Raw genomic sequence first — 22,304 nt, 5'->3', positions numbered from 1 at the left:
GGGGATAAGCATGTCTCGCGTCGCTAAGAACCCCGTTAAGCTGCCAGCCGGTGTCGAAGTAAAATTCGCAGGCCAACAGCTTTCGGTGAAGGGTGCCAAGGGTACTCTTGAACTGAACATCCATTCGTCCGTTGAGATCGTTGAAGAAGCTGGTGAGCTGCGTTTCGCTGCTCGCAATGGCGATCAACAGACTCGCGCAATGGCCGGTACCACGCGTGCGTTGGTAAACAACATGGTCCAAGGCGTAAGCCAAGGCTTCGAGCGCAAGCTCCAGCTGGTCGGTGTTGGTTACAAAGCGCAAGCAAAAGGTCAGGTGCTGAACCTGGCTCTTGGCTTCTCGCACCCAGTGGATTACGAACTGCCGCAAGGCATCACCGCTGAGACTCCTAGCCAGACCGATATCCTGATCAAGGGCATCGATAAACAGCTGGTAGGTCAAGTGGCCGCTGAGATCCGCGACTTCCGTCCACCAGAGCCGTACAAAGGCAAAGGTGTGCGCTACGCGGACGAAGTCGTCCGTCGTAAAGAAGCCAAGAAGAAGTAGGGCATAGCAAATGACCGACAAAAAAGTTACTCGACTGCGTCGCGCTCGCAAAGCACGCCTGAAAATGCACGAACTCGAAGTCGTGCGTCTCTGCGTGTTCCGCTCGTCGCAGCACATCTACGCCCAGGTCATCTCGGCCGACGGCAACAAAGTCCTGGCAAGCGCCTCGACTTTGGATAAAGAACTGCGTGATGGCGCCACTGGCAACATCGACGCGGCCACAAAGGTTGGCCAGCTGGTCGCTACGCGTGCTAAGGCCGCTGGCGTCTCGCAAGTGGCTTTCGACCGCTCTGGCTTCAAGTACCATGGCCGCGTTAAAGCGCTGGCTGATGCTGCTCGTGAAGCTGGGCTGGAGTTCTAAGTTATGTCAAATAACGACCAAAAGCGCGACGAAGGCTACATTGAGAAGCTGGTTCAAGTTAACCGCGTAGCCAAAACCGTTAAAGGCGGCCGTATCTTCACTTTCACCGCGTTGACCGTGGTTGGTGATGGTAAAGGGCGTGTTGGCTTCGGCCGTGGCAAGTCGCGTGAAGTGCCTGCTGCGATCCAGAAGGCAATGGAAGCTGCTCGCCGCAACATGATTCAAGTTGACCTGAACGGCACTACCCTGCAGTACGCAATGAAGTCCGCTCACGGCGCTTCGAAGGTGTACATGCAGCCTGCTTCTGAAGGTACCGGTATCATCGCTGGCGGCGCTATGCGTGCTGTCCTCGAAGTTGCCGGCGTTCAGAACGTTCTGGCCAAGTGCTACGGCTCGACTAACCCGGTAAACGTGGTTCACGCCACTTTCAAAGGTCTGAAAGCCATGCAATCTCCTGAGTCCATCGCTGCCAAGCGTGGCCTGACTGTCAAGGAGATCTTCTGATCATGGCTACCGTTAAAGTTACGCTGATCAAAAGCATGACCGGCCGCATCCCTAACCACAAACTGTGCGTTAAGGGTCTGGGTCTGCGTCGCATCGGTCACACTGTAGAAGTCCAGGATACTCCCGAGAATCGCGGGATGATCAACAAGGCTTACTACATGCTGCGTGTCGAGGGTTAATCGATGAAACTCAATGATCTGAGTCCAGCGCCGGGTTCCCGTCGCGAAAAGCATCGTCCGGGCCGTGGTATCGGTAGCGGTTTGGGTAAGACTGGTGGCCGTGGCCACAAAGGTCAAACCTCCCGCTCCGGTGGCACTATTGCTCCAGGCTTTGAAGGCGGTCAACAGCCGCTGCATCGTCGCCTGCCGAAGTTCGGTTTCGTTTCCCTGAAAGCCATGGACCGCGCAGAAGTGCGTCTGTCCGAGCTGGCCAAAGTGGAAGGCGACATCGTCACCGTGCAGTCCCTGAAAGATGCCAACGTGATCAACGTCAACGTACAGCGTGTGAAAATCATGCTGTCCGGTGAAGTGACTCGCGCTGTCACTATCGGCAAGGGAATCGGCGCCACCAAAGGTGCGCGTGCGGCTATCGAAGCAGCTGGCGGCAAGTTCGAGGAATAAATGGCTAAGCAAGGTGCTCTCTCTGCGCTCGGCAAAGGCGGTATGTCTGAACTCTGGGCTCGTCTGCGTTTTCTGTTCCTGGCGATTATCGTCTACCGAATAGGCGCACACATCCCGGTTCCAGGTATCAACCCGGACCGACTCGCAGACCTGTTTCGACAGAATGAGGGGACCATTCTTAGCTTGTTCAACATGTTCTCCGGCGGCGCGCTGGAACGGATGAGCATCTTTGCACTGGGGATCATGCCGTACATTTCGGCATCGATCATCATGCAACTGATGACCGCCGTCAGCCCGCAGCTGGAGCAGTTGAAGAAGGAAGGTGAAGCTGGCCGTCGCAAGATCAGCCAGTACACCCGCTACGGCACCGTCGTCCTCGCTCTCGTTCAGGCTATTGGCATGTCCATTGGTCTGGCGGGGCAGGGCGTTGCGTTCACTGGTGACTTTGGCTTCCATTTCGTCGCGGTATCCACTTTTGTGGCTGGTGCGATGTTCATGATGTGGCTGGGTGAGCAGATTACTGAGCGTGGTGTAGGCAACGGTATCTCGATGTTGATTTTTTCGGGTATCGTCGCCGGTCTTCCGAGAGCAATCGGGCAGTCTTTCGAGTCTGCGCGTCAGGGTGATATCAATATCTTTGCCTTGGTTGCCATCGGTTTGCTGGCAGTAGCGATTATCGGTTTCGTGGTGTTCATTGAGCGTGGCCAGCGTCGTATCGCTGTTCACTACGCCAAGCGTCAGCAGGGCCGCAAGGTTTTTGCTGCGCAGACAAGCCACTTGCCGCTGAAGGTGAACATGGCCGGTGTTATTCCGGCTATTTTCGCGAGCAGCATTTTGCTGTTCCCGGCTTCGTTGGGTGCCTGGTTTGGTCAGTCTGAAGGTATGGGCTGGTTGCAGGACATCTCGCAGTCGATCGCTCCTGGTCAGCCGTTGAATATTCTGCTGTTTAGTGCAGGGATTATTTTCTTCTGCTTCTTCTATACGGCGTTGATGTTCAATCCGAAAGACGTAGCGGAAAACCTGAAGAAGTCCGGTGCCTTTATTCCGGGCATCCGTCCAGGTGAGCAGTCTGCACGCTATATTGATGGCGTTCTGACTCGCTTGACCATGTTCGGTGCTCTTTACATGACGGCCGTGTGCCTGTTGCCCCAATTCCTGGTGGTTGCAGCAAACGTTCCGTTCTACCTTGGCGGGACCTCGTTGCTGATCGTGGTCGTGGTTGTGATGGACTTCATGTCCCAAGTACAATCGCACCTCGTTTCGCACCAGTACGAATCCCTGATGAAGAAAGCCAACCTGAAGGGTTACGGCAGCGGCATGTTGCGCTGAGTACCCATAAGGTTCGAGGAGTTGGTGATGAAAGTTCGTGCATCGGTGAAAAAGCTGTGCCGTAACTGCAAGATTATTCGCCGCGAAGGTGTTGTTCGAGTAATTTGCAGCGCGGAACCGCGTCACAAACAGCGCCAAGGCTGAGTGTGATTGTGCTTCAAGCCCGGCAGCTAGTGCGCTGCCGGGTTGATTATTTGTTATTACAGCGATATTATCTCGCGCCCTATTTCTTGGCTTCCGGGGCGTAGGTAGCTGTCAATTGGAGTCCCACTGAATGGCCCGTATTGCAGGCGTTAACATTCCAGATAACAAGCATACTGTTATCTCGCTGACCTACATCTATGGTGTCGGTCGCACTACTGCACAGAAAATCTGTGCAGACACTGGGGTAAACCCAGCAGCAAAGATCAAAGATCTGAGCGACGAGCAAATTGAACAGCTGCGTGGCGAAGTGGCGAAGTTCACCACTGAAGGTGACCTGCGTCGCGAAATCAACATGAAAATCAAGCGCTTGATGGACCTCGGTTGCTATCGCGGTCTGCGTCATCGTCGCGGTCTTCCAGTACGCGGTCAGCGTACCAAGACCAACGCGCGTACCCGTAAAGGTCCGCGTAAGCCGATCCGCAAGTAATCGCCCCAGCGAATCGACAGGAATTTAATCATGGCAAAACCTGCTGCTCGTCCTCGTAAAAAAGTTAAAAAGACAGTGGTTGATGGCATCGCCCACATCCATGCTTCTTTTAACAACACCATCGTGACCATTACCGACCGTCAAGGTAACGCTCTTTCCTGGGCTACCTCCGGTGGTTCGGGTTTCCGCGGTTCCCGCAAGTCCACCCCGTTCGCTGCTCAAGTAGCTGCTGAGCGTGCTGGTCAAGCTGCGCTGGAATACGGCCTGAAAAACCTCGACGTTAACGTCAAGGGTCCAGGTCCAGGTCGTGAATCCGCAGTCCGCGCTTTGAACGGCTGTGGCTACAAGATCGCCAGCATCACCGACGTGACGCCAATCCCGCACAACGGGTGCCGTCCGCCGAAGAAGCGCCGCGTGTAATCCAGGAGATTGTAAAGAATGGCTCGTTACATTGGTCCAAAATGCAAACTCGCTCGTCGCGAAGGCACCGATCTCTTCCTGAAGAGCGGCGTGCGCGCGATCGAATCGAAGTGCAACATTGAAGCAGCACCTGGTATCCACGGCCAACGCCGCGGTCGCCAGTCCGACTACGGCACCCAACTGCGTGAAAAGCAGAAGGTCCGTCGTATCTACGGCGTTCTCGAGCGTCAGTTCAGCGGCTACTACAAAGAAGCTGCTGGCAAGAAAGGTGCAACCGGTGAAAACCTGCTGCAACTGCTCGAATGCCGTCTGGACAACGTTGTATACCGTATGGGCTTTGGTTCGACTCGTGCCGAATCCCGTCAGCTGGTATCGCACAAGTCGATCAGCGTTAACGGTCAGACCGTAAACGTTCCGTCGTATCAGGTTCGTGCTGGTGACGTGGTCGCAGTTCGCGAGAAAGCAAAAAACCAACTTCGCATTGTCCAAGCTCTCGATCTGTGTGCCCAACGTGGCCGCGTAGAATGGGTAGAAGTAGACACTGAGAAGAAGTCGGGCGTTTTCAAGAACGTTCCTGCTCGCAGTGATCTGTCCGCCGACATCAACGAAAGCCTGATTGTCGAGCTCTACTCCAAGTAAGGGCTAGAAAATAGGTGCATCCATGCAGATTTCGGTAAATGAGTTCCTGACACCCCGCCACATTGATGTGCAGGTTGTCAGTCCAACCCGCGCCAAGATCACTCTCGAGCCTCTCGAGCGTGGTTTTGGCCACACCCTGGGCAACGCGCTGCGCCGCATCCTGTTGTCCTCAATGCCCGGCTGCGCAGTAGTCGAGGCCGAGATTGACGGTGTGCTCCACGAGTACAGCGCCATCGAAGGTGTACAGGAAGACGTAATTGAAATCCTGTTGAACCTTAAAGGTCTGGCCATCAAGCTGCACGGTCGTGACGAAGTTACGCTGACCTTGTCGAAGAAGGGTTCGGGGGTGGTTACCGCTGCCGATATTCAGCTGGATCATGATGTCGAGATCGTTAACCCCGATCACGTAATCGCTAACCTGGCGTCTAACGGCGCCCTGAACATGAAGCTCACCGTAGCTCGTGGTCGTGGTTATGAACCAGCCGACTCGCGTCAGAGCGATGAAGACGAAAGCCGCAGCATTGGTCGCTTGCAGCTCGACTCTTCGTTCAGCCCGGTTCGCCGTATCGCATACGTGGTGGAAAACGCCCGTGTCGAGCAGCGTACCAACCTGGACAAGCTGGTTATTGATCTGGAAACCAACGGTACCCTGGATCCTGAAGAGGCTATCCGCCGCGCTGCAACCATCCTGCAACAGCAGTTGGCTGCGTTCGTCGACCTCAAAGGTGACAGTGAGCCAGTGGTTGTCGAGCAGGAAGACGAGATCGATCCGATCCTGCTTCGCCCGGTTGACGATCTGGAACTGACTGTACGTTCGGCTAACTGCCTTAAGGCGGAAAACATCTACTACATCGGCGACCTGATTCAGCGTACCGAAGTAGAGCTGTTGAAGACTCCGAACCTGGGCAAGAAATCCTTGACTGAAATCAAGGACGTTCTGGCCTCCCGCGGTCTGTCCCTCGGCATGCGCCTCGACAACTGGCCGCCTGCAAGTCTTAAGAAGGACGACAAGGCGACTGCCTGATCGTCGTAATCACCGAACGTAGTGTTTGGTAAGGAATGAACCATGCGTCATCGTAAAAGTGGGCGTCACCTGAGCCGCACCAGCTCGCACCGCAAGGCCATGTTCCAGAACATGGCGGTGTCGTTGTTCGAGCACGAGCTGATCAAGACTACTCTGCCAAAAGCCAAAGAACTGCGCCGCGTTGCCGAGCCGCTGATCACTCTGGCCAAGACAGACAGCCTGGCTAACCGCCGTCTGGCTTTCGACCGTACTCGTTCGAAAGCTATCGTTGGTAAGCTCTTCAACGACCTGGGCAAGCGTTACGCTACCCGTGAGGGTGGCTACCTGCGCATCCTCAAGTGCGGCTTCCGCGCTGGCGACAACGCGCCTATGGCGTACGTCGAGTTGGTTGATCGTGCTACTGCTGGCGAAGCTGTATCCGCCGAGTAAGACGTCAGTCTGAAACGAAAAACCGGGCCTAGTGCCCGGTTTTTTGTGCCCGCAAGAAATGCGCTGTTCGTACAAGCTTCTGACATTGTTGTGTTGCCACTATGTGCAGGGAAACATAATTAGTAATTATCTATCGATGACTGCAAGTTAATGAATTTGTAGGTGTCTCATCGATGATCAATACTTCCCAGCAAGCCGATTAGCCGGCAGTTTCAAGACTGACAGAGGAAGAAGACCGTATGAGCCAGATCAAAACGCTTACGACCGCCAGTGGCGCACCTGTCGCCGATAACCAGAATTCTCGCTCCGCCGGCCCCCGTGGCCCGCTGCTGCTCGACGATTTTCATCTGATCGAGAAGCTTGCCCATTTCAACCGTGAAAACATTCCTGAGCGCCGCGTGCACGCCAAGGGCTCGGGTGCTTACGGTACGTTCATCGTGACCCGTGATATCACCGAATACACCAGCGCCAAACTGTTTGAGGCCGTGGGCAAGCAAACGCCAACGTTCTTGCGCTTCTCCACTGTAGGCGGCGAACGTGGCTCGGCTGATACTGAACGTGATCCACGTGGGTTCGCCCTCAAGTTCTACACCGAAGAGGGCAACTGGGACATCGTTGGCAACAACACCCCTGTATTCTTCATTCGTGATCCACTGAAGTTTCCCGACTTTATCCACACGCAGAAACGTCTGCCGCAGAGCAACCTGAAAAGCGCCCAGATGATGTGGGACTTCTGGTCGCATTCGCCGGAAGCACTGCATCAAGTGACCATTCTGTTCTCGGATCGTGGCATTCCCGACGGCTATCGCCATATGCACGGCTTCGGCAGCCACACCTACAGCCTGATCAATGCCAAAGGTGAGCGTCACTGGGTGAAGTGGCACTACAAAACCAAGCAGGGCATCAAGAACCTGGCACCAGCCGATGCTGCGCGCCTGGCGGGTACCGATCCGGATTATGCTCAGCGTGATCTGTTCGAAGCCATCGAGCGTGGCGATTTCCCGAAATGGCGTGTGTGCATTCAGATCATGACCGAGGCGCAAGCCGCAGCGCATTACGAAAATCCGTTCGATGTGACCAAGACCTGGTCGCAAAAGGAGTTTCCGCTGATCGAAGTCGGCGAACTGGAGCTGAACCGCAACCCGCTGAACTACTTTGCCGAGGTCGAGCAAGCCGCATTCGGTCCGAGCAACATGGTGCCAGGTGTCGGTCTGTCGCCGGATCGCATGCTGCAAGGCCGCGTGTTCGCCTACGCCGATGCACATCGCTATCGCGTGGGCACAAACCACCAACAATTACCGGTGAATGCGCCGCGCAGCCCGGTGAATACGTACCAGCGCGACGGCTCGATGGCCTTCGGCAGCAATGGTGGTGCAGCACCTAACTACGAACCGAACAGCTACATTGAATCACCGAAGCAAGCTCCGCACTACGCCGAGCCTGCACTGGCATTGAGTGGTGCTGCTGACCGTTACGATCATCGCGAAGACACCGATTACTACAGCCACGCCGGTGCGCTGTTCCGTCTGATGAGCGACGAGCAGAAAGCCTTGCTGGTCAGCAATATCGCCGGCGCCATGAGCGGTGTTTCACCTGATGTGGTTGATCGTCAGTTGCAGCATTTCTATAAGGCCGATCCGGCGTATGGAGAAGCAATCGCAAAGCTGCTCGACGTACAGCTTAACGAAGTCTAAACGAGAAGCAGAACCGCCCTCATTGGGGCGGTTTTTGCGTTATTTAGGCTGGTTTTCTCAGAATATCTTCGCTTTTATTGCGCGAAACGGGGTGACCTTCCGGTCAGCTTGGTTCAAACTACAGACTTTCAAGCAGGGAGATGTAGGGCGATGCAAGGCCACCCAGACGTAATCGATTACCTCAACACGTTGCTGACCGGCGAACTGGCCGCGCGTGACCAATATTTTGTTCACTCGCGGATGTATGAGGACTGGGGTTTCACCAAGCTCTACGAACGAATCAACCACGAGATGGAAGAAGAGGCCGGTCACGCCGACGCACTGATGCGCCGGATCCTGATGCTCGAAGGCACACCGCGCATGCGCCCGGACGATCTCGACGTCGGCACCACCGTCCCGGAGATGCTCGAAGCCGATCTGCGTCTCGAGTACAAAGTCCGCGCCGCTCTGTGCAAAGGCATTGAGTTGTGCGAGCAGCACAAGGATTATGTCAGTCGCGAAATCCTGCGTGTTCAGCTCAACGACACTGAAGAAGATCACACCTACTGGCTGGAAAAGCAGTTGGGCCTGATCAAGCTCATCGGTCTCGAGAATTACCTGCAATCTCACACCTGATTGCACAGACACAAAAAAGCCCCTGTCACGGTTGAAGTGACAGGGGCTTTTTCATGCCCGGAGATCAAGCCCGATCGCGAATCAGCAATGGCTTGAGGTAATGACCGGTGTGAGACTGCTTCATCTCGGCCACTTCCTCCGGCGTACCGGTGGCGATGATCTGACCACCCTTGGAGCCGCCCTCCGGCCCCAGATCCACCAGCCAGTCGGCAGTCTTGATCACGTCCAGATTGTGCTCGATCACCACCACGGTATTGCCGTGGTCGCGCAGGCGATGCAGCACGTCGAGCAGTTGCTGGATATCCGCAAAGTGCAGGCCGGTGGTCGGCTCATCGAGGATATACAGGGTCTTGCCGGTGTCGCGCTTGGACAGCTCGCGTGACAGCTTGACCCGCTGCGCTTCACCACCGGACAGCGTGGTTGCCGACTGCCCGAGCTTGATGTACGACAGGCCCACATCCATCAACGTCTGTAGCTTGCGTGCAAGCGCCGGTACCGCGTCGAAGAACTCCCGCGCCTCCTCGATGGTCATCTCGAGGGTTTCGTGGATGCTCTTGCCCTTGTATTTGATCTCAAGGGTTTCGCGGTTGTAGCGCTTGCTCTTGCACACATCGCACGGCACGTAAATGTCCGGCAGGAAGTGCATTTCCACTTTGATCAGACCGTCGCCCTGACACGCCTCACAGCGCCCGCCCTTGACGTTGAACGAGAAGCGCCCCGGGCCGTAACCACGGGAGCGCGACTCAGGCACGCCGGCAAACAGTTCGCGGATCGGTGTGAACAGCCCGGTGTAGGTCGCCGGGTTGGAACGCGGCGTACGGCCGATCGGGCTTTGGTCGATATCGACGACTTTGTCGAGATGTTCCAGGCCTTTGATGCTGTCGTGCGCGGCCGCTTCCAGCGTGGTCGCACCATTGAGTGCAGTAGCGCTCAACGGGAACAGCGTGTTGTTGATCAGCGTCGATTTGCCCGAGCCGGAAACGCCGGTCACGCAGGTCAGCAGACCGATCGGGATTTCCAGATCGACGTTGCGCAGGTTGTTGCCGCGCGCGCCCTTGAGCGACAGCGTCAGCTTCTTGTTACGCGGCGTGCGTTTGGCCGGCACTTCGATCTTCACCCGCCCCGACAGGTATTTACCGGTCAGGGAATCCGGGTGCGCCATGACTTCGGCCGGCGTGCCTTCAGCCACGATCTGCCCGCCGTGCACCCCGGCGCCCGGCCCGATATCCACCACATAGTCGGCCAGACGAATCGCGTCTTCGTCGTGCTCGACCACGATCACCGTGTTGCCGATGTCGCGCAGGTGCTTGAGGGTGCCGAGCAACCGGTCGTTATCGCGCTGATGCAGGCCGATGGATGGTTCGTCGAGGATATACAGCACCCCGACCAGACCGGCGCCGATCTGGCTCGCCAGACGAATGCGTTGCGCCTCGCCACCGGACAGGGTGTCGGCGCTGCGATCCAGCGACAGATAGTCGAGGCCGACATTGACCAGGAACTGCAGACGCTCGCGGATTTCCTTGAGGATCTTGTCGGCGATTTCGCCGCGACGGCCGGTCATCTTCAACTCGCCGAAGTATTCGCAGGCATCGCCAATCGGCAGGTTGGTCACTGCCGGCAGGGTTTTCTCGCCAACCCACACGTGCCGCGCTTCACGGCGCAGACGAGTGCCGCGGCAATCCGGGCAAGCCTGGGTGCTGAGAAACTTGGCCAGCTCTTCGCGCACGCTGGCCGATTCGGTTTCGCGGTAGCGACGCTCAAGGTTCGGCACGATACCTTCGAACGGGTGCGAACGTTTGACGATGTCGCCGCGGTCATTGAGGTACTTGAAGTCGACATTCTGCGAGCCGCTGCCGTGCAGGATCTGTTTCTGCTGTTCGGCGGTCAGCTCGTTGAACGGCTTCTCAAGACTGAACTTGTAGTGCGAGGCCAGTGAGCCGAGCATCTGGAAATAATAGACGTTACGCCTGTCCCATCCGCGAATCGCGCCCTCGGCAAGAGTCAGTTCACCATTGACCAGGCGCTTGATGTCGAAGAACTGCTTCACGCCCAGGCCATCGCAGGTCGGGCAGGCGCCGGCCGGGTTGTTGAAGGAGAACAGCTTCGGCTCAAGCTCGCTGATGGCATGGCCGCAGATCGGGCAGGCAAAGCGCGCGGAGAAGATCATCTCTTCACCTGGCTCATCGTCCATCGGCGCGACCAAGGCAATGCCGTCCGCCAGCTTCAGTGCGGTTTCGAACGATTCGGCTAGACGCTGCTGCAGGTCGGCGCGGACCTTGAAACGGTCGACGATCACATCGATCGAGTGCTTCTTCTGTTTATCCAGTTTCGGCAGTTCATCGAGTTCGCAGATGCGACCGTTGACCCGCGCACGGACGAAGCCTTGGGCGCGCAGCTCTTCGAACACTGACAAGTGCTCGCCTTTGCGCTCGCGGATCACCGGCGCCAGCAGCATCAGTTTGCTGCCCTCCGGTTGCGCCAGCACCAGGTCGACCATCTGGCTGACGGTCTGAGCTTCCAGCGGAATATCGTGATCCGGGCAGCGCGGCGTACCGACGCGTGCATACAGCAGACGCAGGTAGTCGTAGATTTCGGTGATGGTGCCGACCGTGGAACGCGGGTTGTGCGAGGTCGACTTCTGTTCGATGGAGATCGCCGGCGACAAACCTTCAATGGTGTCGACGTCGGGTTTTTCCATCATCGACAGGAACTGTCGGGCGTAGGCCGACAGGGATTCGACATAGCGGCGCTGACCTTCGGCGTACAGCGTGTCGAAGGCCAGGGACGACTTGCCGGATCCGGACAGGCCGGTGATGACGATCAGTTTGTCCCGTGGCAGGGTCAGGTCGATGTTCTTCAGGTTGTGGGTACGGGCCCCACGTATCAGGATCTTGTCCAAAGTGGCCTCGCTCGGCGGGCGTCGAAAACGTAGGAGTATACGGGCAAATACTGGATGGATGCACACTATCAAACGAAGGGTTTTTACCTTGCATGAAGAGAGTTTCATCTATACGCGTCATAGCGTCGCGATATACCCCGTCTTTCGATGGGACTGGTAGAATCGCCGCCGGTTCACACGAGGTTTTTCCATGCACGATCCCCACAGCGAACGCATGAGTAGCGGCGAGACCCGCGCAGCGAGCGGTCTGGCCCTGGTGTTCGCCTTCCGTATGCTTGGCATGTTCATGGTGTTGCCGGTACTGGCGACCTACGGCATGGACCTGGCGGGAGCGACCCCGGCCCTGATCGGGCTGGCGATTGGCGCTTACGGCCTGACCCAGGCGATTTTCCAGATTCCGTTCGGGATCATTTCCGACCGTATCGGCCGGCGGCCGGTGATTTTCCTCGGGCTGGTGGTCTTCGCCCTTGGCAGTGTGCTGGCGGCTCAGGCCGATTCGATCTGGGGCGTGATTGCCGGACGCATCCTGCAGGGCGCCGGGGCGATTTCCGCTGCGGTCATGGCACTGCTTTCCGACCTGACCCGTGAACAACACCGTACCAAAGCCATGGCCATGATCGGTATGACCATCGGTCTGTCGTTCGCCGTGGCCATGGTGGTCGGGCCGTTGCTGACCCGCGCGTTCGGCCTGTCCGGACTGTTCCTCGCCACTGGCGGCATGGCCCTGTTCGGCATCGTCATCGTGATGTTCATGGTGCCGAAATCCACCGGGCCGCTGAGCCATCGTGAATCCGGAGTGGCGCGTCAGGCCTTGATGCCGACGCTCAAACATCCCGATCTGCTGCGCCTGGACTTGGGCATTTTTGTGTTGCACGCGATGCTGATGTCGAGCTTCGTCGCCCTGCCGCTGGCGCTGGTGGAAAAGGCCGGGCTGCCCAAGGAGCAGCACTGGTGGGTTTATCTGACTGCGCTACTGATCTCTTTCTTCGCCATGATCCCGTTCATCATCTATGGCGAGAAGAAACGCAAAATGAAACGAATTTTGCTCGGCGCCGTCCTGACGCTGATGTTCACTGAGCTATTCTTCTGGCAGTTCGGTGACAGTTTGCGGGCTCTGGTGATCGGTACGGTGGTGTTCTTCACCGCGTTCAATCTGCTGGAAGCTTCGTTGCCGTCGCTGATCAGCAAGGTTTCACCGGCAGGCGGGAAGGGCACGGCCATGGGCGTGTATTCCACCAGCCAGTTCCTCGGTTCGGCGCTCGGCGGGATACTTGGCGGCTGGCTGTTTCAGCATGGCGGTCTGTCGGTTGTGTTCCTTGGATGTGCGGGTCTGGCTGCCATCTGGCTGGCCTTTGCTGTTACCATGCGCGAACCTCCCTACGTGACGAGCCTGCGCTTGCCGTTGTCGCCCGAGGCGATCCGCGAAGCGGGTCTGGTCGAGCGCCTCAAGGCCCTCGTAGGGGTAACAGATGCAGTGATAGTTGCTGATGAAGCAGCTGTTTACATCAAACTGGACAAAGAATTAGTGGATCGCGACACCCTCGAACGCCTGGTGAACAACCCGGCCGGGGCTGCTTGCGAAGCCTAGGAGAACGTTATGGCCCGTGGGGTTAACAAAGTCATATTGGTCGGCACTTGCGGCCAGGATCCCGAAGTTCGCTACCTGCCTAACGGTAACGCCGTGACCAACCTGAGTCTGGCAACCAGCGAACAGTGGACCGACAAGCAAACCGGTCAAAAGGTCGAGAAGACCGAATGGCACCGCGTTTCGATGTTCGGCAAGGTTGCGGAAATCGCCGGCGAGTACCTGCGTAAAGGTTCGCAGGTGTACATCGAAGGCAAGCTGCAGACCCGCGAGTGGGAAAAAGACGGTATCAAGCGTTACACCACAGAAATCGTGGTCGACATGCAAGGCACCATGCAACTGCTCGGCGGCCGTCCACAACAGGGCGACCAACAAGGCGGTGGCAACAACTACCAGCAGCAGGCGCCACGCCAACAGGCTCCGCGTCCGCAGCAGTCGGCTCCGCAACAGCGTCCAGCCCCGGCTCCACAGCAGGCTGCACCGCAACCGGCTCCGGATTTCGACAGCTTCGATGACGATATCCCGTTCTGATTCGCTGCTGCATCCACGCTGAATAAAAAAGGCCCGTCGTTCAAAACGACGGGCCTTTTTTGTGGCGCAAGGTCCGCGATTACCACTGATCTCCTGTGGGAGCGGGCTTGCTCGCGAAGGCGTCGGATCAGTCAAAGCATTTGTTGAATGGCAGTCCGCTTTCGCGAGCAAGCCCGCTACCACAGGTGCGGATGTATGTTTCAGTCGAGGATCAGGTGCGGCAGAAACCGGCTCGAATCCTTGGTGATCAGACTGTTGTCTTCGCGCACGCCGATCCCCGCCGCCTGATCACCAATCACCCACGAGCCGATCAGCGTGTAGCTGTCGTCGAACTTCGGCAATGGCGCAAATTCCTGCAGGATGAATGGCGCATCGGTGTAGGGCCCGTCTTCTTTGACGATCAGACCTTCTGCCGTTTGCAGCTCGATATTCGCGCCTTCGCGGGAGAAGTACGGTTTGCGTACCCAGCCCTTGGGCACCGCACTGGCCGGATTCGGATCAAGGTGCGCCGCCAGCAGGTTCGGATGCCCCTTGTGCAGCTCCCACAGCAAAGGCAGCGCGCCTTTGTTCGACAGGATCGACTTCCACGCCGGTTCGAAGAACTGCGTATCGCTTTCGGCGATTGCTGCACCGAATGGCTCGTGGAAAATAAATTCCCAGGCATGCAGCTTGAACAGGTGCGGGATCCAGCGATCCTCAAGGTCGACGAAGCGACCCTCGGCGGTCAGGCCGATGTCTTCGATGTCGATGTGCCGGGATTCGATGCCGACCTTTTCCGCGATCAGGCGCAAGTAGTCGGTGGTGCCCTTGTCTTCGACCGAGTCTTTCATCGACGCAAAGTAGAACGGCCGCTTGAGCTGCAACTCGGCAAACGCCTGGTGCAGCTTGGTATCGATGCTGTTGAACTGGTCGGCATGGCGCGGCAGCATCCCGCGCTCGATGCACTGCTCCAGCCAGCCCCACTGAAATGCCGCCGCCTCATAGAGACTGGTCGGCGTGTCGTAGTTGAGTTCCAGCAGCTTGGCCGGGCCGTTGCCGCTGTAGGAAAAGTCCATACGCCCGTACAGATGCGGATGACCTTCCAGCCAGGACGTGCGGATCATGTCGTAGTACGGCGCCGGGATGCTCAGGCGATCCAGCAGCTCTTCGCTGTGCACCACGCGGTCGACCAGGTCCATGCACATCTCGTGCAGTTCGGTGGTCGGGTCCTCCAGATCATTTTCGATCTGCGCGAGCGTGAACTGGTAGTAGGCGCTTTCGTCCCAGTACGGCTCGTCGTCGATGGTGTGGAACAGAAAGCCGAGGCTTTCGGCCGTCTGTTTCCAGTCGGGGCGCTCGGCGCAGTGGATTTTTTTCATGATCAGCTGCTCGAACTGCCCCAGCCGCCCCAACCGCTGCGCGCGGAAGACTGGCTGCCGAAGCCGCCGCGGGACGTCGACGAAGCGACGTTGACCGGTTTGCTTCGGGAGCTTTCGTAGCGGGTGTCGGAGCGAGTAACCGGCGCCGATTCGATTTTGCGGTACTGCGTCGAAGTGTTGTAGGTCTGGCGCGTATCGCGGTCGCGATAGACCGTGCGGTTGGCGTTATTGCTCATCGCATTGCCGATCAGCCAGCCCGTCAGCCAACCGTTGCCGCCGCCGGACGAGTGAGATGTACTTTGTGCGTTCTGCGCGGCGGAGGCTTCACCGGCAGGCATCTGCGCATTGGCAAGCGCATTCAGGTCCTGTGGCGCCTCGCCGTTCTGCGGCACCTTGAAACCGCCGAGCTTCGGCACGAAGCGGCCATCGGAGTTTTTCTGGCACCAGTCGGCGGCGAAGTCGGCGTCGCACTTGGCCTTGTCATCGTAGGCCGGGGCAATGCGTCGGTGTTCGGTCAATGCCGCGACGTAGGCGTTGGAGCAGACATCGGCGGCCACTTCGGCGCCGACGCACTCCTCGACAGATTGGAAGCGTTGCTGCTCCTGCGCGGTAACCTCGCCGGAAATCGCCAGCGCCACCGAAGCGGCGAGGGACAGTTGAACGTACTTGCTGCGTTTCATCGAAGGCTTCCTGCCGATCAGTTGGACGGGGTCATGCACGCGGCGTTGAGCATGCCGACGCTGATAGCCACCGCGGCCACGTAGATTCCCGAGGCGATTTCACCGTTGGCGATACGCTGCGACGTGCCCTTGAGCACCAGCCCCGTGGCGAGGAATGCCAGCAATTGCACCACGGCAGCAATCACCGCCCACAGCACAAAATCGAGGACGTTGACCGAAAACGCGATGACATTGCTGGCCGGAATCGCGAAGCCAATGATCGCGCCCGCCAGAGCGATGGCGGCAGCGATGTTGCCGGAGCGAATCAGCTCGAACTCTTTGTGTGGCGTGATACGGGTGTAGACGAACTGGAACAGCATGAACAGCAACACGGCGCCGATCAGGTAGACGACGAAACCGACCAGTGCGGTCTTGTTCAGGGAAACGGCCAGCACTTCCAGCATGGAAAACTTCCTTATTTAAATGGTGCTCAAATCAGTCGTGTACAGCGAAATGCCCAGCGAGGTGCTCAGGCTGACGGTGCCTTCCTCGTCCTGTTCGACGGAGAACAGCAGCAATTCGCGGCGATCGGTCAGGCCGGTATCGCGTGCGTAAAGCATGGAGTGGTGTTCGATGGTGTAGCTCTCGTCCGGGTTGACCACATGTTCGGTCATCGGTACGAGTTCGGTCTGGCCTTGTTCGGTGCCCCATTCGCGGCTGTACTGGACGCCGTCGTGGGTGTAGATCGGCAGGCCGATCGGGCTTGCGGGGCCGGCCAGGCGCTGCAGCTCGGCGTCACTGTTGACGGTCACGTAGCTGAGGTAGTTGAACAGGGTGACCGACTCGATCTGGTCGTCACCGGTGACGTGGATCTGCAGCCAGAAGTCTTCGTTGTTGAGGTAGTAGCGGTGCAGCTTGTTGGATTGGCCGAGGTCGATCCAGCCGGCGCTCCAGATTGCCTCTGCCGCTGGAACCTGCACCGAGGTGCTGCCATCGAGCAGCAAGGCCAGAGTCGAATCGAATCGCACGCCTTTGCCTTGTGCCATCCCGAGTGGGCCACTGGCAACGTTTGGCGTTGGCGCAGCGGTCTGCCAGTTGCTGGTGCCCAGCAAGTCTTTGAACCATCCCATGGGTACATTCCTTGAGGCGGGTGGAGGTGTTCGTCGTAAAAAACGCCGCCAGTGTACCGGGCCGGGCGACGAACGACACGCCGTAAACCATGTGGGAGCGGGCTTGCTCGCGAAGGCGGTGTGTCAGGCAGCTAAAGTAATGACTGACAAATCGCTTTCGCGAGCAAGCCCGCTCCCACAGGTTTTGTGCAAACGCTTACTGAGCGGACTTCTGCTTCAGACGCTCGAGAATCGCATTGGCGCTGCCTTCGTTTGGCGTGATGCCGGCGTCGCGCAGTTTGCGTTCCAGGTCATTGCCGGTCGAAGCGTCAGCCAGTTCATCGGCGGCACTCAGCTCGGCAGCGCGTTGCTGCTGCTTGGCCTGCAGACGGTTCAGCGTGCCGACGGCGGTTTCCAGCTTGCCGTTGGCACCGCCGCTGGCGATGGACGCGCTGACCTGCGCCTTTTGCACGCTTTCACGGGCCTTGGCCATGTCCACTTGCTGGCGCAGGCTCTTGATCCGCGACTCGGCCTTGCTGATGTCCTTGCGCATGTTTTCGGCGTAGGTGCCGAATTCGTCGCTCTGGGCTTTCTCGGCGGCCAAGTCGTTGGTCAGGGTCGAAATCGCTTCGGCCACTTCCATGGCCAGGTCTTCGCGACCGGCGTTCAGCGCGGAGACAGCCTTGGCTTCCAGATCCTTGATCTTGGCGTCGTACTCGCTCACGCGATCAGCGGCCAGCTTGTGCTTGGCCATGATGGTGACCAGCTCACGGCGGGCATTCGACAGCGCGGTGTCGGCGTCGCGGATTTCCTGGTCGAGGATGCGCAGGGCCTGTTGGTCGACGATCGCTTCGCCGACTTCATTGGCGCCGCCGCGCAGCGCGGTGAACAACTTGCTCCAGATGGACTGAGTCATTGGATATTCCCTGTTGATTACTTGAAGAAGTGTTCGAAGGCTTCGCTCGCGCGCTGCACGTTGTCGACCAGGGTTTTCACCTCGGTGACGACGTTTGTCAGGCTCGAGTCGGCGCTGAGGGCGCCAAACATGTTGTAAACGGTCTGACCATTGGGCATCGACTCGATGCCGATCGATGACAGCGGGAACATTTCCCGGCTGCGCAGCACGGCGTCGTTGAAGGCGCGCACGTCAGTGATCGAATCGATGTCCACCAGCACGGTGTCGACGATGATCTGCTGACCGGCCACGGCGATGTGAATCGGCAGACCGCCGAATTCGTTCATTTCCAGCTTGATGCTGGGTTCGGAGCTCTGGATCAGAGACAGCGTGATCTCTTGCGAAGCCACCTCGTCCAGTGCCTTGAGGGCGTTGAAGAGGCTATCGATGTTCCAGTTGTTGCCTGCGCTCATGTAATTCTCCGACATGAATGAGCCAGCCAGAATCGGTTGGCGTAGCTGTTGCTCCATCTGCTTGAGCAAGCTTCGGTTTTCCGGAAGTACCCAAGTTTCGTGTTTCACATAACCGGCGGCAGCCAGGCCCGCACGCATCTGCTTCATGTAGAAGCTCGACGGCTTTTTCGCGGACGGTTTCGAGCGCTCTCCCTGTGGGCTCTCTGATGCAACGGTGGGGGAGCGACTTTTCATGGCAATGACTCCGTTATGAACATCTCACGCGTGAGCCACACTACAACCAATTCAAAATGCCATCAATGGCTCACGCGTGAGATTTTTTCGGCATGTCGACATCGCTGATGAGGTGGTGGTCGCAAGCGTTGTCCCGGGTGGGGAGTGTTTTTCTGATTAATCACTGATGTTTATTGTCTGGAAGGCGAGTTTGTTTCTCAATTCTCTCGCTGTGATTTTTTTATTGTTTAAGTATTGAAGATAATTCCTACATTGTTTTTGCATGTTTCCGTAAGAAGTAATAGCGGCCCTTCGTAAGAGCGTAGGAAGTTTTTTCTTTGTGAGTAATATTAAGAAACAAGGTCGGTTCGCAACCACTAAGAACTTATTCTAGTTTTGGGGTGTGCACACCTTCACTCCGGTGGAACACAGCTTGGACTACCGGCCCTTCAACTTTTGAGGAAATCATTATGACTTTCGAAAAAGCATCTTCCGCTGGCGATTCTCAGATCGGCTGATCTGATCAGTAAGAACCGGGGCCTTCGCGGTCCTGGTTCTTTTACTAACTTGTTTTAATAGCGATCGAGGCTCGAATATGAAGCTTTGTCTTAAGCCGACGATTATTCCGTTCAAACTTGATGGTCAGGTAGTTCTGCGTTTTAACGGTCAATACGCAAAAATCCCCGACCTACACGGTGCTGTCTGGGAGTTCATCAAGGCACTTGATGGCCGTACAGCCTTTGAGGAGTTGATTACCCAAGTGGCAGACCGTTACCCCGCGGTGGATCAGGACGAAATCCGAAGCGTCGCGCAAGATCTGATCAAATACCGGCTGGTCGAGAGTCCGGATGCCTTTGAGACTACTTCTCTTTCGGATCATGATCGCATCAGATTTTCCCGCAACATCGACTTTTTCGGGTCGATGGCGGCTGTGGGCGAGAACAAGTTCACCCACCAGGAAAAACTGCGCACGGCCAGGGTCTGTGTCCTGGGCTGCGGCGGTCTGGGCACCCATATCCTGTTCGACCTGGTAGCGCTGGGTGTCCACCATCTGACGATCCTCGATTTTGACACGATCGAGTTGAGCAATTTGAACCGGCAGATCCTTTACAAGGAAACCGACGTCGGTATGCCGAAGGTTGCAACGGCCAGGCGCAGGTTGCTTGAATTCAACAGTCACCTCGACATTACTGCTCACGAAACCCGCCTGCAGTCGGCGCAAGACGTCGCCGGCATCGTACGCGGCCACGATATTGTGATTTGTGTCGCTGATAAACCCGCGAACTACATGGCCGACTGGCTGAATGAGGCCTGCGTTGAACAGGGCGTGCCCTTCATTTCAGGCGGGCTTGATGTACGCCGCTCGGTGTTTTATTCGGTGGTGCCTGGCTCCTCGGGCTGCGGTGCTTGCTGGCTGACGTCGGCGCGTAACAAGAGCAGCCTGGTGAACAGCGTTTCGACCATGGCCAAGCAGCACGACATCACTTATGAGCATCCTGGCCCGGCACTTGTGACTTTGGTGGCCGTCACCGCCGGGATGATGGTCAGCGAAACGGTCAAGATCATCACCGGCTGCCAACCGCCACAATTGACCAACAAGCTCAAGGAATTCACATTCGACGACCTGGACGTCAGCGTCGCCGAAGTCTGGCAACAGAATCCGGACTGCACGGTGTGTGGACATCTCGCGAACGCGCAACGGATGCGGCAGGCGGAGACTGTCTAGATGTTCAAACTCCTGGCTTCCTATGCCATCACGTCCATCTGTTCATGGGCCATCGCGTTTCTGATCCCGCTTTATGTTTATGAGCAGACCGGCTCCCCAGTCTGGACGTCGCTGGCTTTTTTCGCCGCGATGGCGCCCTACATACTGGTTACGCCCTTCGCCGGTGTATGGAGTGATCGCTACAGCAAACGGCGTTTTCTGATCGGTGGTGATCTGATCAACATCGTCACCGGCTGCCTCATATATGCTGCCGTGAGTACGCTGTCCGGGAGCAGCCTGAGTATCACTCTGTTACTGCTGAGCTTTCTGTTGGCAAGCGTCGGTGCCACTCACCACCCGGTCTTCCAGAGTATTGCGCCCGCACTGATCGAAGGGCCCAAACTCCACCGGTTCAATGCGATCGTCAATGCCAGTGACAACATCATTCGCATCGTTGCACCAATCAGCGTTGCAGCCTTGCTGGCCTTCAGTACCAAGGAGCAGTTGCTGATTGGCAGCATTGTCGGATTTGCGCTATCCCTGCCGCTTTGCTTCTTGCTGAAAGAGCAGGGTAAGCCTGCGCCTGCCACCACGCGGGTATTCACGGAAATCAAAGCCGGACTGCTGTATGTCATCCAGCAGCGAGAACTGTGTTCGTTTGTCATGCTGTTCTTTTTCTGCAATTTCGGTTTTGCCTTGATCGGTGCCAGCCTTGTCTATGTCTACACCACGCTACTGGCCGTGCCATTGGGTGATGTGGGCTATTACTACGGGCTCATTGGTGCAGGTGCCGTCGCCGGATCAGCTATGGGGGCGTTTCTGGTGAAGAGATATCCGGCCGGCATTCTTATCCGTCGAAGCTGTTTGCTGGCCGGGGTGTTCACGCTGATGGGGGCGATGGCCAACGATCCGTGGTCACTTTCGGCACTATGGGCGCTTTCTACCGGTTGCCAATCCGTGGTGGTCATCGCTTTTTTCACCTATCGCCAGCAAGTGGTTCCGCAAACCATTCTTGGGCGAACGGTAGGAGTTACACGGCTCATTGCTTACCTCGCGATTCCGCCGGCGAGCCTGCTGAGTGGATGGCTGTTACTGCATTTCTCAAGCAGCGCTGTGATTCTTGCGTCAGGCGGTCTGTGCATCATTTTCGCCTCTCTATGTGCTTACTTTCTGGCCAGGTTTGAGCGCCCGGTCATTTACAGCGACGCACAATGAATACGGTTTTGTAAGTTTTTCGGGGTTTCGGAATAACTGGAAAGTTTCGATCAGTTGGATGGCTGATAAAGAATTAAAAGGAATTTAAAGTTGGATGAAAACAAAGAGTTGAATGGCGGCGATAGGGTGAAGGTCATTAAATTCATAACCGGAGGCACATTATGGGACGAATGGCTGGACGCTGATGCGTTAGATGGATTGGTTAATCATGAACTGTTGCTCGCAATGCAAAACGGTCATGTTTCCCTGAAGGGGATGCGTTACTTTCTGATCCAGCATCATTACTACTCGCGAAACTTTACCCGCTTTCTGTGCGCGATCCTCAATCGCCTCGAGTCCCTTGGCGACATAAAATTGCTATTGGAAAACATGCAAGAGGAAATGGGCATAGATGGTGACAACAAGCTCACGCATTCCGAGCTGTTTCAAAGGTCGCTGCGGATCTTGGGCACCCATCCCTTGGCTGAATCGCCTTTACCTCAGACCGTGGATTTCACCCAATGCATCATGCAGCTTTGCCGCAGTGAAAATCCTGTCGAGGGCCTCGCAGCACTCTGCCTGGGAGCCGAAGCCATTGTGCCGCTGATTTACAAACCGATTCTGCTGGCACTGGAGGGACTGAATGTCAGTGAGGAAGGCCTGGAGTTCTTTCGCCTGCATATCGAAGAGGATGAGGATCATGCGATTACCATGTTGGGAATTCTGCAGCGACTGACTCACCAGACTCCTGAGGCCAAGCGGCTTGCGATTCAAACCGGGCGTCAGGCTATGCTCAAACGTTGTGTCATGTTCGATGCCATCTGGAAGGAAGTCAGTCAGCAGTAGCTGGCGACCCGTTTCGTGCAAATTGCC

The 22,304-nt window shown here is 57.0% G+C and carries 26 protein-coding genes; 19 read left to right on the top strand and 7 right to left on the bottom strand.

Annotated elements, in window-relative coordinates:
• The first annotated feature begins 10 nt into the window (after positions 1 to 10).
• From rplF to bfr, 14 genes are all read left to right on the top strand, one after another.
• On the top strand, positions 11 to 544 hold the full coding sequence (gene rplF / locus QRN61_RS13750) for a 50S ribosomal protein L6 (RefSeq protein WP_007966176.1): 534 nt from the start codon (positions 11 to 13) through the stop codon (positions 542 to 544).
• Between the two features lie 10 nt (positions 545 to 554).
• Positions 555 to 905, top strand: a complete 351-nt coding sequence (gene rplR / locus QRN61_RS13745; RefSeq protein WP_003186037.1) for a 50S ribosomal protein L18 — start codon at positions 555 to 557, stop codon at positions 903 to 905.
• 3 nt (positions 906 to 908) lie between these two features.
• The gene (gene rpsE, locus QRN61_RS13740; RefSeq protein ID WP_003176409.1) at positions 909 to 1,409 is read left to right on the top strand and encodes a 30S ribosomal protein S5; all 501 of its coding nucleotides are present in this window, start codon (positions 909 to 911) and stop codon (positions 1,407 to 1,409) included.
• 2 nt (positions 1,410 to 1,411) lie between these two features.
• Positions 1,412 to 1,588: a 50S ribosomal protein L30 gene (rpmD, locus tag QRN61_RS13735; RefSeq protein ID WP_003176408.1), complete on the top strand. Its 177-nt coding sequence runs from the start codon at positions 1,412 to 1,414 to the stop codon at positions 1,586 to 1,588.
• A gap of 3 nt (positions 1,589 to 1,591) precedes the next feature.
• Positions 1,592 to 2,029: a 50S ribosomal protein L15 gene (gene rplO, locus QRN61_RS13730; protein WP_003228720.1), complete on the top strand. Its 438-nt coding sequence runs from the start codon at positions 1,592 to 1,594 to the stop codon at positions 2,027 to 2,029.
• Positions 2,030 to 3,358, top strand: a complete 1,329-nt coding sequence (gene secY / locus QRN61_RS13725; RefSeq protein WP_003228718.1) for a preprotein translocase subunit SecY — start codon at positions 2,030 to 2,032, stop codon at positions 3,356 to 3,358.
• A 27-nt stretch (positions 3,359 to 3,385) separates the two neighbouring features.
• Positions 3,386 to 3,502 (top strand): 50S ribosomal protein L36, encoded by a 117-nt coding sequence (gene rpmJ, locus QRN61_RS13720; protein ID WP_002555468.1) that lies wholly within the window; start codon positions 3,386 to 3,388, stop codon positions 3,500 to 3,502.
• A gap of 130 nt (positions 3,503 to 3,632) precedes the next feature.
• Positions 3,633 to 3,989 (top strand): 30S ribosomal protein S13, encoded by a 357-nt coding sequence (gene rpsM / locus QRN61_RS13715; RefSeq protein WP_008374135.1) that lies wholly within the window; start codon positions 3,633 to 3,635, stop codon positions 3,987 to 3,989.
• A 30-nt stretch (positions 3,990 to 4,019) separates the two neighbouring features.
• Complete coding sequence (gene rpsK, locus QRN61_RS13710) at positions 4,020 to 4,409, top strand: 30S ribosomal protein S11 (RefSeq protein ID WP_002555466.1); 390 nt, start codon at positions 4,020 to 4,022, stop codon at positions 4,407 to 4,409.
• Positions 4,410 to 4,427: 18 nt separating this feature from the next.
• Positions 4,428 to 5,048 carry a 30S ribosomal protein S4 gene (rpsD, locus tag QRN61_RS13705; protein WP_003176404.1) on the top strand — a complete coding sequence of 207 codons (621 nt, stop codon included), beginning with the start codon at positions 4,428 to 4,430 and terminating at the stop codon, positions 5,046 to 5,048.
• A 22-nt stretch (positions 5,049 to 5,070) separates the two neighbouring features.
• The gene (locus tag QRN61_RS13700; RefSeq protein ID WP_003186012.1) at positions 5,071 to 6,072 is read left to right on the top strand and encodes a DNA-directed RNA polymerase subunit alpha; all 1,002 of its coding nucleotides are present in this window, start codon (positions 5,071 to 5,073) and stop codon (positions 6,070 to 6,072) included.
• A gap of 42 nt (positions 6,073 to 6,114) precedes the next feature.
• Positions 6,115 to 6,501 carry a 50S ribosomal protein L17 gene (gene rplQ / locus QRN61_RS13695; RefSeq protein WP_003176402.1) on the top strand — a complete coding sequence of 129 codons (387 nt, stop codon included), beginning with the start codon at positions 6,115 to 6,117 and terminating at the stop codon, positions 6,499 to 6,501.
• A 239-nt stretch (positions 6,502 to 6,740) separates the two neighbouring features.
• Positions 6,741 to 8,195 (top strand): catalase, encoded by a 1,455-nt coding sequence (locus tag QRN61_RS13690; protein WP_097089412.1) that lies wholly within the window; start codon positions 6,741 to 6,743, stop codon positions 8,193 to 8,195.
• A 150-nt stretch (positions 8,196 to 8,345) separates the two neighbouring features.
• Complete coding sequence (bfr, locus tag QRN61_RS13685) at positions 8,346 to 8,810, top strand: bacterioferritin (protein ID WP_003228714.1); 465 nt, start codon at positions 8,346 to 8,348, stop codon at positions 8,808 to 8,810.
• 64 nt (positions 8,811 to 8,874) lie between these two features.
• Here bfr and uvrA read toward each other — a convergent pair whose 3' ends face one another.
• Positions 8,875 to 11,709 (bottom strand): excinuclease ABC subunit UvrA, encoded by a 2,835-nt coding sequence (gene uvrA / locus QRN61_RS13680; RefSeq protein ID WP_027614251.1) that lies wholly within the window; start codon positions 11,707 to 11,709, stop codon positions 8,875 to 8,877.
• Between the two features lie 190 nt (positions 11,710 to 11,899).
• On the opposite strand from uvrA, the gene QRN61_RS13675 reads away from it, so the two are divergent.
• Both QRN61_RS13675 and QRN61_RS13670 read left to right on the top strand, forming a co-directional pair.
• Positions 11,900 to 13,297 (top strand): MFS transporter, encoded by a 1,398-nt coding sequence (locus QRN61_RS13675; RefSeq protein ID WP_097089410.1) that lies wholly within the window; start codon positions 11,900 to 11,902, stop codon positions 13,295 to 13,297.
• A 9-nt stretch (positions 13,298 to 13,306) separates the two neighbouring features.
• Complete coding sequence (locus QRN61_RS13670) at positions 13,307 to 13,825, top strand: single-stranded DNA-binding protein (protein WP_007966163.1); 519 nt, start codon at positions 13,307 to 13,309, stop codon at positions 13,823 to 13,825.
• A 200-nt stretch (positions 13,826 to 14,025) separates the two neighbouring features.
• Here the strand turns inward: QRN61_RS13670 and QRN61_RS13665 are convergent, their stop codons facing one another.
• The 6 genes from QRN61_RS13665 to QRN61_RS13640 all read right to left on the bottom strand — a co-directional run bounded on the left by QRN61_RS13665 (position 14,026) and on the right by QRN61_RS13640 (position 18,553).
• Complete coding sequence (locus tag QRN61_RS13665; protein ID WP_027614249.1) at positions 14,026 to 15,183, bottom strand: glutathionylspermidine synthase family protein; 1,158 nt, start codon at positions 15,181 to 15,183, stop codon at positions 14,026 to 14,028.
• A gap of 2 nt (positions 15,184 to 15,185) precedes the next feature.
• Positions 15,186 to 15,863 carry a DUF1190 domain-containing protein gene (locus tag QRN61_RS13660; RefSeq protein ID WP_285374013.1) on the bottom strand — a complete coding sequence of 226 codons (678 nt, stop codon included), beginning with the start codon at positions 15,861 to 15,863 and terminating at the stop codon, positions 15,186 to 15,188.
• Between the two features lie 17 nt (positions 15,864 to 15,880).
• The gene (locus QRN61_RS13655) at positions 15,881 to 16,306 is read right to left on the bottom strand and encodes a DUF350 domain-containing protein (RefSeq protein WP_027614247.1); all 426 of its coding nucleotides are present in this window, start codon (positions 16,304 to 16,306) and stop codon (positions 15,881 to 15,883) included.
• Positions 16,307 to 16,321: 15 nt separating this feature from the next.
• Positions 16,322 to 16,972 (bottom strand): DUF2491 family protein, encoded by a 651-nt coding sequence (locus QRN61_RS13650; RefSeq protein ID WP_285374012.1) that lies wholly within the window; start codon positions 16,970 to 16,972, stop codon positions 16,322 to 16,324.
• A 196-nt stretch (positions 16,973 to 17,168) separates the two neighbouring features.
• Entirely contained in the window at positions 17,169 to 17,867 is a 699-nt protein-coding gene (locus QRN61_RS13645) for a PspA/IM30 family protein (protein ID WP_115988786.1), read from the bottom strand.
• Positions 17,868 to 17,884: 17 nt separating this feature from the next.
• Positions 17,885 to 18,553, bottom strand: a complete 669-nt coding sequence (locus tag QRN61_RS13640; RefSeq protein ID WP_098965854.1) for a YjfI family protein — start codon at positions 18,551 to 18,553, stop codon at positions 17,885 to 17,887.
• 574 nt (positions 18,554 to 19,127) lie between these two features.
• Between QRN61_RS13640 and QRN61_RS13635 the strand changes: the two genes are divergently transcribed.
• The 3 genes from QRN61_RS13635 (at position 19,128) to QRN61_RS13625 (ending at position 22,277) form a co-directional block, all read left to right on the top strand.
• Positions 19,128 to 20,258: a ThiF family adenylyltransferase gene (locus QRN61_RS13635; RefSeq protein WP_285374011.1), complete on the top strand. Its 1,131-nt coding sequence runs from the start codon at positions 19,128 to 19,130 to the stop codon at positions 20,256 to 20,258.
• Positions 20,259 to 21,452 (top strand): MFS transporter, encoded by a 1,194-nt coding sequence (locus QRN61_RS13630; RefSeq protein WP_285374010.1) that lies wholly within the window; start codon positions 20,259 to 20,261, stop codon positions 21,450 to 21,452.
• Between the two features lie 90 nt (positions 21,453 to 21,542).
• Positions 21,543 to 22,277: an iron-containing redox enzyme family protein gene (locus QRN61_RS13625; protein WP_285374009.1), complete on the top strand. Its 735-nt coding sequence runs from the start codon at positions 21,543 to 21,545 to the stop codon at positions 22,275 to 22,277.
• The last annotated feature ends 27 nt before the right edge of the window (positions 22,278 to 22,304 follow it).

It is taken from the genome of Pseudomonas sp. lyk4-TYG-107 (genome assembly GCF_030209055.1).
In the GTDB taxonomy this organism is placed as follows: domain Bacteria; phylum Pseudomonadota; class Gammaproteobacteria; order Pseudomonadales; family Pseudomonadaceae; genus Aquipseudomonas; species Aquipseudomonas putida_A.
Note: the sequence above shows the minus strand (reverse complement) of the source record. Positions and strands in the feature narration are given on the sequence as shown.

Bases quoted from the DNA above. Each gene is read 5' to 3' on its own strand.
- rpsK (WP_002555466.1), top strand. From the start codon at position 4,020: ATGGCAAAACCTGCTGCTCGTCCTCGTAAAAAAGTTAAAAAGACAGTG.
- rplQ (WP_003176402.1), top strand. From the start codon at position 6,115: ATGCGTCATCGTAAAAGTGGGCGTCACCTGAGCCGCACCAGCTCGCAC.
- bfr (WP_003228714.1), top strand. From the start codon at position 8,346: ATGCAAGGCCACCCAGACGTAATCGATTACCTCAACACGTTGCTGACC.
- rplR (WP_003186037.1), top strand. From the start codon at position 555: ATGACCGACAAAAAAGTTACTCGACTGCGTCGCGCTCGCAAAGCACGC.
- rpmD (WP_003176408.1), top strand. From the start codon at position 1,412: ATGGCTACCGTTAAAGTTACGCTGATCAAAAGCATGACCGGCCGCATC.
- QRN61_RS13665 (WP_027614249.1), bottom strand. From the start codon at position 15,183: ATGAAAAAAATCCACTGCGCCGAGCGCCCCGACTGGAAACAGACGGCC.
- rpsM (WP_008374135.1), top strand. From the start codon at position 3,633: ATGGCCCGTATTGCAGGCGTTAACATTCCAGATAACAAGCATACTGTT.
- rpmJ (WP_002555468.1), top strand. From the start codon at position 3,386: ATGAAAGTTCGTGCATCGGTGAAAAAGCTGTGCCGTAACTGCAAGATT.
- QRN61_RS13690 (WP_097089412.1), top strand. From the start codon at position 6,741: ATGAGCCAGATCAAAACGCTTACGACCGCCAGTGGCGCACCTGTCGCC.
- QRN61_RS13675 (WP_097089410.1), top strand. From the start codon at position 11,900: ATGCACGATCCCCACAGCGAACGCATGAGTAGCGGCGAGACCCGCGCA.
- rplF (WP_007966176.1), top strand. From the start codon at position 11: ATGTCTCGCGTCGCTAAGAACCCCGTTAAGCTGCCAGCCGGTGTCGAA.
- QRN61_RS13635 (WP_285374011.1), top strand. From the start codon at position 19,128: ATGAAGCTTTGTCTTAAGCCGACGATTATTCCGTTCAAACTTGATGGT.
- QRN61_RS13645 (WP_115988786.1), bottom strand. From the start codon at position 17,867: ATGACTCAGTCCATCTGGAGCAAGTTGTTCACCGCGCTGCGCGGCGGC.
- QRN61_RS13640 (WP_098965854.1), bottom strand. From the start codon at position 18,553: ATGAAAAGTCGCTCCCCCACCGTTGCATCAGAGAGCCCACAGGGAGAG.
- rpsD (WP_003176404.1), top strand. From the start codon at position 4,428: ATGGCTCGTTACATTGGTCCAAAATGCAAACTCGCTCGTCGCGAAGGC.
- QRN61_RS13670 (WP_007966163.1), top strand. From the start codon at position 13,307: ATGGCCCGTGGGGTTAACAAAGTCATATTGGTCGGCACTTGCGGCCAG.
- secY (WP_003228718.1), top strand. From the start codon at position 2,030: ATGGCTAAGCAAGGTGCTCTCTCTGCGCTCGGCAAAGGCGGTATGTCT.
- rpsE (WP_003176409.1), top strand. From the start codon at position 909: ATGTCAAATAACGACCAAAAGCGCGACGAAGGCTACATTGAGAAGCTG.
- QRN61_RS13655 (WP_027614247.1), bottom strand. From the start codon at position 16,306: ATGCTGGAAGTGCTGGCCGTTTCCCTGAACAAGACCGCACTGGTCGGT.
- QRN61_RS13660 (WP_285374013.1), bottom strand. From the start codon at position 15,863: ATGAAACGCAGCAAGTACGTTCAACTGTCCCTCGCCGCTTCGGTGGCG.
- QRN61_RS13700 (WP_003186012.1), top strand. From the start codon at position 5,071: ATGCAGATTTCGGTAAATGAGTTCCTGACACCCCGCCACATTGATGTG.
- QRN61_RS13650 (WP_285374012.1), bottom strand. From the start codon at position 16,972: ATGGGATGGTTCAAAGACTTGCTGGGCACCAGCAACTGGCAGACCGCT.
- QRN61_RS13630 (WP_285374010.1), top strand. From the start codon at position 20,259: ATGTTCAAACTCCTGGCTTCCTATGCCATCACGTCCATCTGTTCATGG.
- rplO (WP_003228720.1), top strand. From the start codon at position 1,592: ATGAAACTCAATGATCTGAGTCCAGCGCCGGGTTCCCGTCGCGAAAAG.